The 13001-nt window shown below is 70.9% G+C and carries 12 protein-coding genes; 10 read left to right on the top strand and 2 right to left on the bottom strand.

The window, feature by feature from the left end; translation table 11 throughout:
- Nucleotides 1-10: 10 nt before the first annotated feature.
- The 5 genes from murD to murB are packed head-to-tail and all read left to right on the top strand — an operon-like array spanning nt 11 to nt 6095.
- Nucleotides 11-1420, top strand: coding sequence for a UDP-N-acetylmuramoyl-L-alanine--D-glutamate ligase (gene murD, locus JWP28_RS01070; protein ID WP_299538997.1), 1410 nt, complete (start codon nt 11-13; stop codon nt 1418-1420).
- Nucleotides 1417-2598 carry a putative lipid II flippase FtsW gene (gene ftsW, locus JWP28_RS01075; protein ID WP_299538999.1) on the top strand — a complete coding sequence of 394 codons (1182 nt, stop codon included), beginning with the start codon at nt 1417-1419 and terminating at the stop codon, nt 2596-2598. Before murD ends, ftsW begins: the two co-directional genes overlap by 4 nt.
- Before the next feature lie 14 nt (nt 2599-2612).
- Complete coding sequence (gene murG, locus JWP28_RS01080; RefSeq protein WP_299539002.1) at nt 2613-3707, top strand: undecaprenyldiphospho-muramoylpentapeptide beta-N-acetylglucosaminyltransferase; 1095 nt, start codon at nt 2613-2615, stop codon at nt 3705-3707.
- Between the two features lie 41 nt (nt 3708-3748).
- Nucleotides 3749-5164 carry a UDP-N-acetylmuramate--L-alanine ligase gene (gene murC, locus JWP28_RS01085; RefSeq protein WP_299539004.1) on the top strand — a complete coding sequence of 472 codons (1416 nt, stop codon included), beginning with the start codon at nt 3749-3751 and terminating at the stop codon, nt 5162-5164.
- A gap of 13 nt (nt 5165-5177) precedes the next feature.
- Nucleotides 5178-6095 carry a UDP-N-acetylmuramate dehydrogenase gene (gene murB / locus JWP28_RS01090; RefSeq protein ID WP_299539007.1) on the top strand — a complete coding sequence of 306 codons (918 nt, stop codon included), beginning with the start codon at nt 5178-5180 and terminating at the stop codon, nt 6093-6095.
- A gap of 169 nt (nt 6096-6264) precedes the next feature.
- Here the strand turns inward: murB and JWP28_RS01095 are convergent, their stop codons facing one another.
- Nucleotides 6265-6696 (bottom strand): PaaI family thioesterase, encoded by a 432-nt coding sequence (locus JWP28_RS01095; protein WP_299539010.1) that lies wholly within the window; start codon nt 6694-6696, stop codon nt 6265-6267.
- A gap of 150 nt (nt 6697-6846) precedes the next feature.
- On the opposite strand from JWP28_RS01095, the gene JWP28_RS01100 reads away from it, so the two are divergent.
- From JWP28_RS01100 to ftsA, 3 genes are read left to right on the top strand one after another with little or no spacing between them, the layout of a single operon-like run.
- On the top strand, nt 6847-7824 hold the full coding sequence (locus JWP28_RS01100; protein WP_299539012.1) for a D-alanine--D-alanine ligase: 978 nt from the start codon (nt 6847-6849) through the stop codon (nt 7822-7824).
- A complete protein-coding gene (locus JWP28_RS01105; RefSeq protein ID WP_299539014.1) occupies nt 7760-8650 on the top strand; it encodes a cell division protein FtsQ/DivIB in 891 nt (296 codons plus the stop codon). The genes JWP28_RS01100 and JWP28_RS01105 overlap by 65 nt, the downstream gene beginning before the upstream one ends.
- A gap of 19 nt (nt 8651-8669) precedes the next feature.
- Nucleotides 8670-10034: a cell division protein FtsA gene (gene ftsA, locus JWP28_RS01110; protein WP_299539016.1), complete on the top strand. Its 1365-nt coding sequence runs from the start codon at nt 8670-8672 to the stop codon at nt 10032-10034.
- Between the two features lie 11 nt (nt 10035-10045).
- Here ftsA and JWP28_RS01115 read toward each other — a convergent pair whose 3' ends face one another.
- A complete protein-coding gene (locus tag JWP28_RS01115; protein ID WP_299539019.1) occupies nt 10046-10906 on the bottom strand; it encodes an NmrA family NAD(P)-binding protein in 861 nt (286 codons plus the stop codon).
- 104 nt (nt 10907-11010) lie between these two features.
- Here JWP28_RS01115 and JWP28_RS01120 point away from each other — a divergent pair, with 104 nt between their 5' ends.
- Together JWP28_RS01120 and ftsZ are read left to right on the top strand one after the other, a co-directional pair.
- Nucleotides 11011-11949 carry a LysR family transcriptional regulator gene (locus JWP28_RS01120; RefSeq protein WP_299539022.1) on the top strand — a complete coding sequence of 313 codons (939 nt, stop codon included), beginning with the start codon at nt 11011-11013 and terminating at the stop codon, nt 11947-11949.
- A gap of 232 nt (nt 11950-12181) precedes the next feature.
- On the top strand, nt 12182-13001 hold an 820-nt coding region (ftsZ, locus tag JWP28_RS01125), incomplete at its 3' end, for a cell division protein FtsZ (RefSeq protein WP_299539024.1).

Here is a 13001-nt window from a genome sequence, read left to right on the forward strand (position 1 = left end):
CGCGCACGCCATGATCCCGGTCCGCGGCTTCGAGGGAAGGACGGTCGCCGTGTTCGGGCTGGCCCGCACGGGCCTCGCCGCGGCGCGCTCGCTCGTGGCCGGCGGCGCCGAGGTCGCGCTCTGGGACGAGAAGCCGGCCGCCCGGGCCGCGGCGGAGGCCGAGGGCTTCGCGCTCACCGATCTCTCCAAGGCCGACTGGTCGAAGTTCGCGGCCCTGATGCTCTCGCCCGGCGTGCCGCTGACCCATCCCGCGCCGCACTGGACCGTGGAGCGCGCCCGCGAGGCCGGCGTCGAGATCCTCGGCGACATGGAGCTCTTCGCCCGCGCGGTGAACGCCGCCTCGGAGCACCGGCGTCCCAAGGTCGTCGCCATCACCGGCACCAACGGCAAGTCGACCACCACCGCCCTGATCGGCCACGTCTGCTCCCAGGCCGGCCGCGACGTGCGCATCGGCGGCAACATCGGCGTCGGCGTGCTGGACCTGCCCGACATGCACGGCGGGGCCGTCTACGTCCTGGAGCTCAGCTCCTACCAGCTCGACCTGACCTCCAGCCTGCACGCCGACGTGACGGTGATGCTGAACCTGTCTCCAGACCATCTGGAGCGGCACGGGAGCATGGAGGGCTATGTGGCCGCCAAGCGCCGCATCCTGCTCAACCAAGGCAAGGGCGACACCGCGGTGATCGGCGTCGACGATCCCTGGGGCCAGCAGATCTGCACCGAGATCACCGCCGCCAACCGGCGCACCATCGTGCCGATCTCGGCCTCCAAGGCCATGGGGCGCGGCATCTATGTGCTGCAGGGCGTGCTCTACGACGCCACCGGCGAGCGCGCCCAGGAGGTCGCCGACCTGAACCGCGCCCGCTCGCTGCCCGGCCGGCACAACTGGCAGAACGCCGCGGCCGCCTACGCCGCGGCCAAGGGCCTCGGCATCGCCGCCGACGAGGCGGCCGAACATCTGCTGACCTTCCCGGGCCTGGCGCACCGGATGGAGACCGTGGCCCAACTCGGCCGCGTGCGCTTCGTCAACGACAGCAAGGCCACCAACACCGACGCCGCCCGCCAGGCTCTGTCCAGCTATCCGAAGGCCTACTGGATCGCCGGCGGCCAGCCGAAGACCGGCGGCATCGACGCGCTGGCCGACCTCTTCCCCCGCGTCGCCAAGGCCTATCTGATCGGCGAGGCTGCGCCTGCCTTCGCCGAGACGCTGAAGGGCCACGCGCCCGTCGTCGAGGCCGGGACCATGGAGGCCGCCGTCGCCCAGGCCTACGCCGATGCGGCCAAGACCGGCCAGGAGGCCATCGTGCTGCTGTCGCCCGCGGCCGCCTCCTTCGACCAGTTCACCGACTTCGAGGCCCGCGGCGAAGCCTTCCGCGAGGCCGTCCAGAACCTCACCCAGGCCGCGAAAGGCGCCGCATGACCGCAGCGACCCCGCGCGCCCACCACGCCTTCGCGCGTTCCGACCGCTCGCCGATCGGGGTGTGGTGGTGGACCGTGGACCGCTGGATGCTGGGCGTCGTGGCGCTGCTGATCGCCATCGGCGTGGCGATGTCCTTCGCCTCCAGCCCAGCGGCCGCGGCGCGGATGAACGTCGGGGACCCGTTCCACTTCGCCGTGCGCCAGTGCGTCTTCGCGGCCGGCGCGGCGGTGATCCTGATCGTCGTCTCGATGCTCGACGTGAAGAACGTGCGGCGCAGCGCCTTCTTCATCTGGCTGATCGCCATCGCCATCATGATCGCCCTGCCGTTCGCCGGCCACAACGCCAAGGGCGCGACCCGCTGGCTGGAGTTCGGCGGCTTCACACTGCAGCCGTCGGAGTTCATGAAGCCGGCGCTGATCATCCTGGTCGCCTGGATGTTCTCCGAGGGCCAGAAGGGCCAGGGCGTGCCCGGCGTCTCCATCGCCTTCGTGCTCTACTTCATCTCCATCGCGCTGCTGTTGATCCAGCCGGACATCGGCCAGACCGTGCTGATCACCGTCGCCTTCGGGGCGGCGTTCTGGATGGCGGGCGTGCCGCTGTCCTGGGTGATGGGCCTGGGTGTCGCCGCGCTCGCGGGCCTGTCGTCGACCTATTTCCTGTTCCCGCACGTGGCCAGCCGCGTCGACCGGTTCCTGTCGCCGGACCGGGCCGACACCCACCAGGTGGACCGCGCCGCCGAGGCCATCGCCGCCGGCCGACTGATCGGCCGGGGGCCCGGCGAAGGCGTGCTGAAGCGGGCCATCCCCGACGCCCACACCGACTTCATCTATTCGGTCGCCGCCGAGGAGTACGGCCTGATCTTCAGCCTGCTGCTGATCAGCCTCTTCGCCTTCATCGTGGTGCGCGGGCTCTACAAGTCGATGAAGCTCAACGACCCCTTCGAGCAGGTGGCCGCGGCCGGCCTCTTCGTGCTGGTCGGGCAGCAGGCGTTCATCAATGTGGCGGTGAACCTCGACCTGATCCCCACCAAGGGCATGACCCTGCCGTTCATCAGCTACGGCGGCTCCTCGATGCTGGCCATGGGGCTGACGCTGGGCATGGCGCTGGCGCTGACCCGTCGGCGGCCAGGCGCCTACACCCCATCCGAAGCGCTCGCCAAGGCCGGCGCGTTTGCCTAGAGGCGGGAGGCGTGATGCGTAGGATCGCCGTTCTCGCCGCCGGGGGCACCGGCGGTCACCTGTTCCCCGCCCAGGCGCTGGCCGAGGTGCTGATCGAGCGCGGCTGGTCGGTGGTGCTGGCCTCCGATGAGCGGGTGGCGGGCCTGGCCCAGGACTTCCCCGCTGAGCGCCGCATCGGCCTTTCCTCGGCCAGCTACAAGTCCGGTGATCCGCTGAGCATGATGCGGGCGGGCGCCGCGGTGCTGCGCGGGGCGAGCCAGGCGCGCGCGGTCTACCGCGAGATCGGCCCCAATGTGGTGGTGGGCTTCGGCGGCTATCCCTCCGCCCCGGCCCTGGTGGGCGCGATCTTCGACAAGCGCCCGACGGTGATCCACGAGCAGAACGCGGTGATGGGCCGGGCGAACCGCATGCTGGCGGCCCGCGTCACCCGCGTCGCCTGCGCTTTCCCGACGCTTCTGAAGGCCCCGCCCCAGGTGATCGGCCAGGCCATGGTGGTCGGCAATCCGGTGCGCCCGGCGATCCGCGCGCTCGCCGACCTGCCCTATGTGGCGCCCACCGCGGAGGGCCCGATCCGCATCCTGGTCACCGGCGGCAGCCAGGGCGCGCGCCTGCTCTCCGAGCTGGTGCCGGAGGCCATCGCCGCGCTCCCGGAGGGCCTGCGCCAGCGGCTGGTGGTCCAGCAGCAGACCCGCCCGGAATCCATGGAGAGCGCGCGCCGCACCTACCGCAACGCCGTGGTGGACGCCGAGATCGCCCCGTTCTTCCGCGACATGGCCACCCGCCTGGGCGCCGCCCACCTGGTGATCGGCCGCTCCGGCGCCGGCAGCGTCTGCGAGTTCGCCGTGGCCGGAAAGCCCGCCATCCTGGTGCCGCTGGCCATCGCGCTGGATGACGACCAGGGCCAGAACGCCAAGCTGCTGGCCGACGCCGGCGGCGCGGAGGTGGCCCGCGAGAGCCAGCTCACCGTCCAGAGCCTTTCCGGCGCGCTCGAGAAGCTGCTGACCAATCCGACCCGCCTGGCCCGCATGGCCGCGGCGTCCCGCTCGGTCGCCATCCCCGACGCCGCCGAGCGCCTCGCCGACGTGGTGGAACAGACCGCCCGCGGCTGAGGGATATTTCCCCCGCTGTGGCGATGCGCTAGCACCGACCCATGACCCGACGCCCCGTGCCCTTCGACATCGGCCCCGTGCACTTCATCGGCATCGGCGGCATCGGCATGAGCGGCATCGCCGAGATCATGCTGCGCATCGGCTACGCGGTGCAGGGCTCCGACGCCAAGGCCTCCGCCAACACCGAGCGGCTGGAGAAGCTGGGCGCGAAGATCTTTATCGGCCACGACGCCGCCCACGTCGATGGGGCCTCCGCGGTGGTCTATTCCACGGCGGTGAAGGCCGACAATCCGGAGATGGTCGCCGGGCGCGAACGGCGCCTGCCGCTGGTCCGCCGGGCCGAGATGCTGGCCGAGCTGATGCGGCTGCAGTTCTCGGTGGCGGTGGGCGGCACGCACGGCAAGACCACCACCACCTCGATGGTCGCGGCTCTGCTGGACGCCGGCGGCCTGGACCCGACGTTGGTCAACGGCGGCATCATCAACGCCTACGGCACCAATGCGAAGGTCGGCGCCGGGGACTGGATCGTGGTGGAGGCCGACGAGAGCGACGGCACCTTCCTGAAGCTCAAGTCCACCGTGGCCATCGTCACCAACATCGACCCCGAGCACCTCGACCACTACGGCGAGTTCGACGCGGTGAAGAAGGCCTTCCGCGACTTCGTGGAGAACATCCCCTTCTACGGCTTCGCCGCCGTCTGCACCGACCATCCGGAGGTCCAGGCCATGGCCGCGCGGGTGGAGAACCGGCGCCTCGTCACCTACGGCGTCAACCCGCAGGCCGAAGTGCGCGCGCACAACATCACCATGGGGCCGGAAGGCGCTCGTTTCGGCGTGGTGATCCAGCCGCGGGAAGGGGACTTCATCACGATCGACGACCTGCACCTGCCGATGGCCGGCCAGCACAATGTGCTCAACGCGCTCGCCGCCATCGCCGTAGCCCGCGAGCTGGCTGTTCCGATCGACGCCATCCGCAAAGGCCTTTCCAGCTTCGCCGGGGTCAAGCGGCGGTTCACCACCACCGGCGTCGCGAACGGCGTGCGGATCGTCGACGACTATGGCCATCATCCGGTCGAGATCGCCTCGGTGCTGACGGCCGCCCGCGCCGTCGCAGAGGGCCGCGTGATCGCGGTGGTCCAGCCGCACCGCTACTCCAGGCTCTCCGACCTGTTCGAGGAGTTCTGCAGCTGCTTCAACGACGCCGACGTGGTGATCGTGGCCGACGTCTACGCCGCCGGCGAGCCGCCGCTGGAGGGGATCAACCGCGACGCCCTGGTCGAGGGCCTGCGCCGCTACGGCCACCGCCGGGTGCTGGCGCTGGAGGGTCCCGCCGACCTGGCGCGGATCGTGCGCGAGGAGGCCCGGCCCGGCGACGTGGTGATGCTGCTCGGAGCCGGCGACATCACCGGCTGGGCCTACGCTTTGCCTGACCAGCTCACGGCCCTGGCTGCCGAATGACTTGGGCGGCCGGATGAGCTGGCTGGACCGGCTGCCCGGGGTCCGCGGCAAGCTGCTCCGCGGGGAGCCGCTCGGGCCGTTCACCTGGTTCCGGGTCGGCGGCCCGGCGGACGTGCTGTTCCTGCCGAAGGACGAGGATGACCTGGCGGCGTTCCTGAAAGCGCTCGACCCCGGCGCGCCGGTCACTGTGCTGGGCGTCGGCTCCAACACCCTGGTGCGCGACGGTGGGGTCGAAGGCGTGGTTGTCCGCCTGGGCAAGGCCTTCGCCGCCGTCGAGCCCCAAGTCGGCAAAAAGGGGGGCGAAAGCCGCATTTTCGCCGGCGCGGCGGCGCTGGACGCCACCCTGGCGCGCGAGGCGGGCAGGGCGGGGATCGCGGGCCTGGAGTTTTACCGCGGCGTGCCGGGCTCGGTCGGCGGCGCGCTGGTCATGAACGCCGGCTGCTACGGTTCGGAGACCAAGGACGTGCTGGTCGAGGCCTATGCGCTGAGCCGCGCCGGCGAGCGGCTGGCCCTCTCCAACGCCGACCTCGGCTACAGCTACCGCCGGTCCGCCCGCGCCGCGGCCGAGCCGCTGATCTTCCTGGGCGGGTTGTTCGAGGGGCGGCCCGACGAGCCCGCCGCGATCGCCGCGCGGATGGACGAGATCACCGCCCGGCGCGAGCAGACCCAGCCGATCCGCGAGAAGACCGGCGGCTCGACCTTCAAGAACCCGCCCGGCCACTCCTCCTGGAAGCTGGTCGATGACGCCGGCTGGCGCGGCAAACCGTTCGGAGGGGCAATGTTCTCCCCGCTGCACGCCAACTTCCTGATCAACACCGGCGAGGCCACCGCCGCCGACCTGGAGGGCCTAGGCGAGGCGGTCCGAGCCGAGGTGAAGGCCAGGTTCGGCGTCGACCTCGACTGGGAGATCAAGCGGATCGGCCGTCCGTGAGCGGCGCCGCGGCGCCCATTTTTCCGTGTCATCCCGGAAAGCGTGCAGCGCTTGTCCGGGACCTATGAACACGAGGCTTTCCGGGGAACCTCTGACCGTCGGGTCTATGGGTCCCGGTCTTCGCTGCGCGAAACCGGGATGACGAGGAAGGGGAGGGATGTGTGGAAATTCACCCAAACGCCTTCTCCGCCTCCACCAGCCGCGCGCTGGCAGTGGCCCGGGCGATAAGGGTCCCGGCGGCGTCGGTGAGCGATCCCTCCAGGAAGGCGATGGACTTGCCGAGTTGGACCACGCGGCCTTCGCCCACCAGCGGGCCCGGACGGGCGGGGTTCAGGAAGCTCACGGTCATCTCGATGGTGGGCGAATAGAGCCGGCCCTGCGTCATCGTGAACACCGCCGGGCCCATGGTGTCGTCCAGCATGGCGGCCAGGAACCCGCCCTGGATGTAGCCGGCCGGGTTGGTGAACTCCCAGCGGGCGTCGAAGCCGACCTTGATCCAGCCCTCCTTCGGCTTCACCGCCAGGATCCGCCAGCCCAGCAGCCGGGCGCATGGCGGAGCGGGCAGGTCGTCGAGGGCGCAGGCGGTGTCGGCGGTCATCATGGCGGGGTCCCCAATCCTTGGTCGTGTCTCGTTCGGCTCCGCATCCTGCCGCCAGCCTGCTGACAGCGCCGTGTCAGCATGCGCCGGCCCTTGACCCGGGCCGCCGGCTCAGTCACCGGCTTGGCCTTCCGCTGTTTCGAGATTCTGCCCATGGCCGCGCCGCTTTCCGGACACCACGTCGCCGTCCTGCTGGGCGGGCTTTCCTCCGAGCGCGAGGTGAGCCTGGTTTCCGGCCGCGAGTGCGCCGACGCCCTTGAACGGCTGGGCGCCAAGGTCAGCCGCGTCGACGCCGGCCGCGACGTGGCCCAGGTGCTGACCCGCCTGAAGCCCGACGTCTGCTTCAACGCCCTGCACGGCGAGTGGGGCGAGGACGGCTGCGTGCAGGGCGTGCTGGAGACGCTCGGCCTGCGCTACACCCACTCCGGCGTGCTGGCCTCGGCGCTGGCCATGGACAAGGCCAAGGCCAAGGCGGTGCTGGCCGCGGCCAGCGTGACGGTCCCGGGCGGCGGGCTCTACAACCGCTTCGAAGCGGCGGCCGACCACGTCATGCCGCCGCCCTACGTGGTCAAGCCGAACGCCGAGGGCTCCTCGGTCGGGGTGTTCCTGGTGTTCGAAGGCGCCAACCGCCCACCGCAGGAGATCGTCGCCCCCAGCTGGACCTTCGGCGAGGAGGTGATGATCGAGCCCTACGTCCGCGGGCGCGAGCTCGCCGTCGGCGTGATGGACGGCAAGGCCATGACCGTCACCGACATCATTCCGCGCACAGGTTTCTACGATTACGAGGCGAAGTATGCGGAGGGCGGATCGACGCACGTCGTTCCGGCTGAAATCCCGCCTCATGCCTTTGAAAAAGCTCTCAGAATGAGTGAGATGGCGCACGCCGCCCTGGGTTGCCGAGGGGTTACCCGCTCGGACCTGCGTTATGACGACATTAACGACATTCTGGTCCTGCTGGAGGTGAACACCCAGCCTGGCATGACGCCCACTTCGCTGATCCCGGAGCAGGCGGCGCTGCAGGGCGTGGATTTCGACCGATTGGTGCTTTGGATCACGGAGGACGCGTATGGCCGGGGCGGTGCGGGGGGGCTCGCGAGTACAGGCGAAACCTCCGGTCAAGGCGCCTCCTAAGGCTGCCCGCGCGCCGGCGCGGCGAACCTCCCGAGCCGCGCGGGAACCGCACGGCCTCTCCCCCAAGCTGGCGCTGGCCGGCGCGGTCGCGGTCCTGGCGCTGGCGCTGGGCGTGACCCTGGCCACCGGTCATCGCGGCCAGCAGCTGGCCGCGAATATCGGCGGGGCCATCGACAACCGCTTCGCCGCCGCCGGCTTCCGCGTGCGCCACGTCGAGGTGCAGGGCGCCTCGCCGATGGCCAGGGCCGACATCGCCCGCGCCGCCGGCCTCTACCAGGACCAGCCGTTGCTGGGCCTCGACCTCGGCGCGCTGCGCCGCCACGTCGAGCAGGTGGGCTGGGTCAAGGAGGCCCGCATCGTGCGCCTGCTGCCTGACACCCTGGTGGTGGTGGTGGCCGAGCGCCACCAGCTCGCCGTCTGGCAGCACGCCGGGCGCCAGCACGTCATCGACGAGCACGGCCAGGTGATCCCCGAAGCCGACGCACGGCGCTTCACCGCCCTGCCGCTGGTGGTGGGCGAGGGCGGCGCCGAGCATGCGCCGGAGATCCTGCCGGTGATCGCCCAGCGCCCGAAGCTGATGAGCCGGATGGACGCCCTGGTCCGGGTCGATGACCGCCGCTGGGACCTGCGCATGAAGGACGGCTCGCTGATCCAGCTGCCGGCGTCCGGCGAGGAGGAGGCGCTGATGCAGCTCGAACGCCTCGACCAGCGCTCGCGCATCCTGGAACTCGGCTTCGACCGGATCGACCTGCGCAATCCCGATGTGGTGGCCGTGCGCCCCCGCCAGAACCCACCTCTAAGCTCGCCGGCTGCGGCGGGCGCCTGAACAATGGAAGACCAATAGGATGCTGAAGTTGGCGAGCCGCGCCGCAGCCCAGGCCGGGGAGGTGAAGCCCCAGGACCGCAAGGACGGCCGCGACGGCCTGAAGGCGGCGCTGGTGCGTCCGCCGCTGGTGGCCGCCGTCGACCTGGGCGCCTCGAAGGTGACCTGCTTCATCATGAAGCCGGAGGGCGTGCGCAAGGCCGACCGGACCCTGACCACCGCCGGCGTCGGCTACGTCCAGTCGCGCGGCATCCGCGGCGGCTCGATCATCAACCTCGACGAGGCGTCGGAAGCCATCGCGCAGGCCGTCGAGCGGGCCGAGAACGTGGCCGGCGTCAACGTCCAGAGCGTCACCGTGGCCACCGCCGGCGGCCAGCTGACCTCCCACCGGGTGGCGGGCCGGGTCTCCATCGGCGCGCGTCCGATCTCCGACAACGACTTGGTGCGCGCGATCACCAATGCGCTCGCGCAGGTCAAGCTGCCGGGCCGTAGAGCCGCCCACATCCTGCCGATCGCCTGGTCGGTGGACGGCCAGGGCGGGGTGCGCGACCCGCGCGCCATGTTCGGCCGCACTCTGGGCGTCGAGCTCCTGGTGGTTTCGGTCTCGGAAGCCGTGTTCCAGACCCTGGGCGCCTGCGTCGAGCGCGCCCACCTGCAGTTCGAGGGCGTGGTCGCGGCCCCCTTTGTTTCGGCGCTGGCGGCGCTGGAAGAGGACGAGATGGACCTGGGCTCGGTATGCATCGACATGGGCGGCGGCTCGACCTCGGCGGCGGTGTTCACCGCGGGCTCGCTGGTGCACGTCGAAACCGTGCCGGTGGGCGGCCAGCACGTGACCCAGGATATCGCCCGCGGCCTTTCCACCTCCATCGCCGGCGCCGAGCGCATCAAGACCCTGCACGGCTCGGCCATCGCCTCGGCCAACGAGGACCGCGAGATGATCGAGGCGCCGCCGCGCGGCGACGACCCGGGCGCGGGCCCGGTGATCGCCCCGCGCAGCCTCTTGAAGGGCATCATCGCCCCCCGCGTCGAAGAGACCCTCGAACTGCTCCGCGACCGCCTGAAGGCCTCCGGCGCTCCGGTCGAGCCCGGCGCGGGCCTGGTGCTGACCGGCGGCGCCAGCCAGCTCGCCGGTGTCCGCGAAGTGGCCGTCCGCGTGTTCGACCGCCCGGTGCGCCTGGGGAGACCCCGCCGCGTGCCGCACCTGGCCGACGCCGCCTCCGGACCGGCCTTCACCGCCGCCGCCGGCATCCTCCACCGCGCCGCCTTCGGTCCGCGCGAAGCCGTCAGCGCCAAGGCGCTCGCCTCCGCCAAGCTCCGCCGCGAGCCGCTGGACCCCCGCGCCAACCCGGTGGCCAAGGCCGCCTCCTGGCTGCGCGAGAACCTCTAGCGGTCTGCCCGTCAGACCTGGCGCACCAGAGCCGCCACGGCCTGCCGTAGCGAGATCGCGCCCTTCAGCGCGCCCGCACCGTGGTCCGGGAAATCGATCCAGCCGGCGTTGAACCCGTCGAGCATCTGCATGCGCGGCCGCGGATTGCGCATGCCCTCGGCGCGGAAGATCGCCTCCCACTCGCTCCGCGGCACGGCCTCCGCGCGGACCGGGCGGCCCACGACGCCGGCGAAGGCCTGGGCCAGGGCATTGGGCGTGACCCGCTCGGCCGCCTCCAGTTCGACCACCCGATGGCCGGTCCAGGGCGCCTGTAGCAAACTCGCGGCGGTTCGCCCCACATCCTCCGACGAGATCATCGGGACCGCCCGGTCCAGCGGCTGCAGGTAACTGCGGATCACGCCCTCGTCCCGCGCCGAGGCGACGTCCCAGGCGGCGTTCTCGATGAACCAGGCCGCCTGCAGGAAGGTGACCGGCGCGGGAAGGTCGGCCAGGGCCCGTTCGAGCATCCCGAGCTGATTGAGCAGGTTGGGCTCCGTCGCCTCGGCGCCGATCGTCGACAGCGCCACGATCCGGCCTGGCGCGGACCGCCTCAGCGCATCGCCTAGGCTCGCGATCATCGCCGCGGCTTCGGGAAAACCCGGCGAGGGATCGAACATCGGCGGCAGCATCACGAAGACGCCTTCACAGCCTGTGAAGGCCGCCGTGAGCGCTGGCGTGTCTTGGACGTCGGCCAGGGCGACATCCGCCTGCGCCGACCAGGTCCGACCCTTCGCCGCGTCCCGCACGATCGCCCGAACCGGCGCGCCGGCCTCCAGCAGGGCGCGCGCCGCCGCCCCGCCGACCTTCCCCGTCACACCCATCACCGCATACATCGCCAGTGCTCCTTCATGTCTTGCGGGCGCAGGGTGACAGCCAGGCGTTCTTGACGTGAGCGCCAATATGTCAAATCAGTTGTGCGCCCAAATCAGGAATAGCCATGCCCTACGATGGACGCCTGCTGGCCGGCGTGACGGTGCTGGCCGCGGTGGTGGAGGCGGGAACGCTGTCCCGCGCCGCCGTCGCGCTGGGGCTCACGGCGTCGGGGGTCAGTCGCGCAATCTCTCGCCTCGAGGCGAGGGTGGGCGTGCGGTTGCTGGAGCGAACCACCCGCAGCGTGCGGCTCACCGACGAAGGCCGCCGCTTCTTCGACCGCGTCAGTCCGCTCCTGGCCGGGATCGAGGACGCCGCTGTGGAGGCGTCGGGTTCGAAGGGCGTCGTACGCGGACGGCTGCGCGTGAACGTCGATCCGTTCTTCTCCCGCGTGGTGCTCGCCGCGGAGGTGGCCCGTTTCCTCGCCCGCTATCCCGAGGTATCCCTGGACCTGATCATGCGCGATGCGCCAGGCGACCTGGTCGCCGACGGCTTCGATCTCGCGCTCAGGTTCGGCGACCCTCCCGCTGGCGGGTTCGTCACCCGCAAGCTCCTGGAGACCCGGGTCCTGACGGTGGCCTCGCCCGCCTACATCGCCGCCCATGGCCGGCCGCGACACCCGGCGGAGGTCGCCGACCACGCCTGCATCGACTTCTACGAAGCCGCGAGCGGCCGGCCTTTCGAGTGGGAGTTCCACCGCGGGTCGGAGGTCGCGCCGGTCAAGGTCGCGGCGCGGCTGATGGTCTCCGATTCCGGCGCCCTCTTGGAAGCGTGCGAGGCCGGCGCCGGCGTCGCCCAGATCTTCGACCTCGGCACGCGCCACCTGATCGAGGCCGGCCGGCTCGTGCAGCTGCTGCCGGACTGGAGCGACGAGGTCTTCCCGCTCTACGCGCTCTATCCGGCGCGCCACTACCGACCGGCCAAGGTGCGGGCGTTTATCGACTTCTGCCTGGCCGTCATCGGGCCGCGCGCCCAAAGCTTCACCGGGCCCGAAGGCAAGGATTAACGGGTTATCACCAGCTTTCCCGTGCGAGTCATGTTGCCGCAGGGGCAGCCCGATTCCCCTTAGGCCTTGTGACGCAAGGGGAATTTTAGCCCATCAGCGGCCTCGACCGACTCGCGACTCACGGTATGCGGTTAACGCTCGATTAAGGGTCTGAGCGCGTACTTAACGCATCGTTACGAAACGGCGCGCCGCGGGCGTTCGCGGGGCCGAGGCCGAATTGGGAAGGGGTCGCATGACTATCGCTCTATCAGCGCCGCGGGCGACAGAATTGAAGCCCAGGATCGTCGTCTTCGGCGTCGGCGGGGCCGGCGGCAACGCGGTCAACAACATGATCGAGGCGGGGCTGGAAGGCGTCGAGTTCGTGGTCGCCAACACCGACGCCCAGCAGCTGGCGTTCGCCAAGACCGACCGCCGGGTGCAGCTCGGCGTGCTCGCCACCCAGGGCCTCGGCGCCGGCGCCCACCCCGAGATCGGCATGAGCGCGGCCGAGGAGTCGATCCCGGAGATCGGCGAGCACCTCGACGGCGCCCACATGGTGTTCATCACCGCCGGCATGGGCGGCGGCACCGGCACTGGGGCCGCCCCGATCATCGCCAAGTGCGCCCGCGAGCGCGGCATCCTGACCGTGGGCGTGGTCACCAAGCCGTTCCACTTCGAAGGCCGCCACCGCATGCGCCTGGCCGACGCCGGCATCAGCGAGCTGCAACGCTATGTCGACACCCTGATCGTCATCCCGAACCAGAACCTGTTCCGCGTCGCCAACGAGCGGACGACCTTCGCCGAAGCGTTCGGCATGGCCGACCAGGTCCTGCACTCCGGCGTGCGCTCGATCACCGACCTGATGGTGCTGCCCGGCCTGATCAACCTCGACTTCGCCGACGTCCGCACGGTGATGACCGAGATGGGCAAGGCGATGATGGGCACTGGCGAGGCGACCGGCGACGACCGCGCGCTGATGGCGGCCCAGAACGCCATCCAGAACCCGCTGCTCGACGAAGTCTCGCTGAAGGGCGCCAAGGCCGTGCTGGTCAACGTCACCGGCGGCCTCGACA

Origin of the sequence: Phenylobacterium sp. (assembly GCF_028290885.1) — a bacterium.
In the GTDB taxonomy this organism is placed as follows: Bacteria; Pseudomonadota; Alphaproteobacteria; order Caulobacterales; family Caulobacteraceae; genus Phenylobacterium.

Excerpts from the sequence above, each read along its gene's own strand:
- murD (WP_299538997.1), top strand. The coding sequence starts at position 11 with ATGATCCCGGTCCGCGGCTTCGAGGGAAGGACGGTCGCCGTGTTCGGG.
- ftsW (WP_299538999.1), top strand. The coding sequence starts at position 1,417 with ATGACCGCAGCGACCCCGCGCGCCCACCACGCCTTCGCGCGTTCCGAC.
- murG (WP_299539002.1), top strand. The coding sequence starts at position 2,613 with ATGCGTAGGATCGCCGTTCTCGCCGCCGGGGGCACCGGCGGTCACCTG.
- murC (WP_299539004.1), top strand. The coding sequence starts at position 3,749 with ATGACCCGACGCCCCGTGCCCTTCGACATCGGCCCCGTGCACTTCATC.
- murB (WP_299539007.1), top strand. The coding sequence starts at position 5,178 with ATGAGCTGGCTGGACCGGCTGCCCGGGGTCCGCGGCAAGCTGCTCCGC.
- JWP28_RS01095 (WP_299539010.1), bottom strand. The coding sequence starts at position 6,696 with ATGATGACCGCCGACACCGCCTGCGCCCTCGACGACCTGCCCGCTCCG.
- JWP28_RS01100 (WP_299539012.1), top strand. The coding sequence starts at position 6,847 with ATGGCCGCGCCGCTTTCCGGACACCACGTCGCCGTCCTGCTGGGCGGG.
- JWP28_RS01105 (WP_299539014.1), top strand. The coding sequence starts at position 7,760 with ATGGCCGGGGCGGTGCGGGGGGGCTCGCGAGTACAGGCGAAACCTCCG.
- ftsA (WP_299539016.1), top strand. The coding sequence starts at position 8,670 with ATGCTGAAGTTGGCGAGCCGCGCCGCAGCCCAGGCCGGGGAGGTGAAG.
- JWP28_RS01115 (WP_299539019.1), bottom strand. The coding sequence starts at position 10,906 with ATGTATGCGGTGATGGGTGTGACGGGGAAGGTCGGCGGGGCGGCGGCG.
- JWP28_RS01120 (WP_299539022.1), top strand. The coding sequence starts at position 11,011 with ATGCCCTACGATGGACGCCTGCTGGCCGGCGTGACGGTGCTGGCCGCG.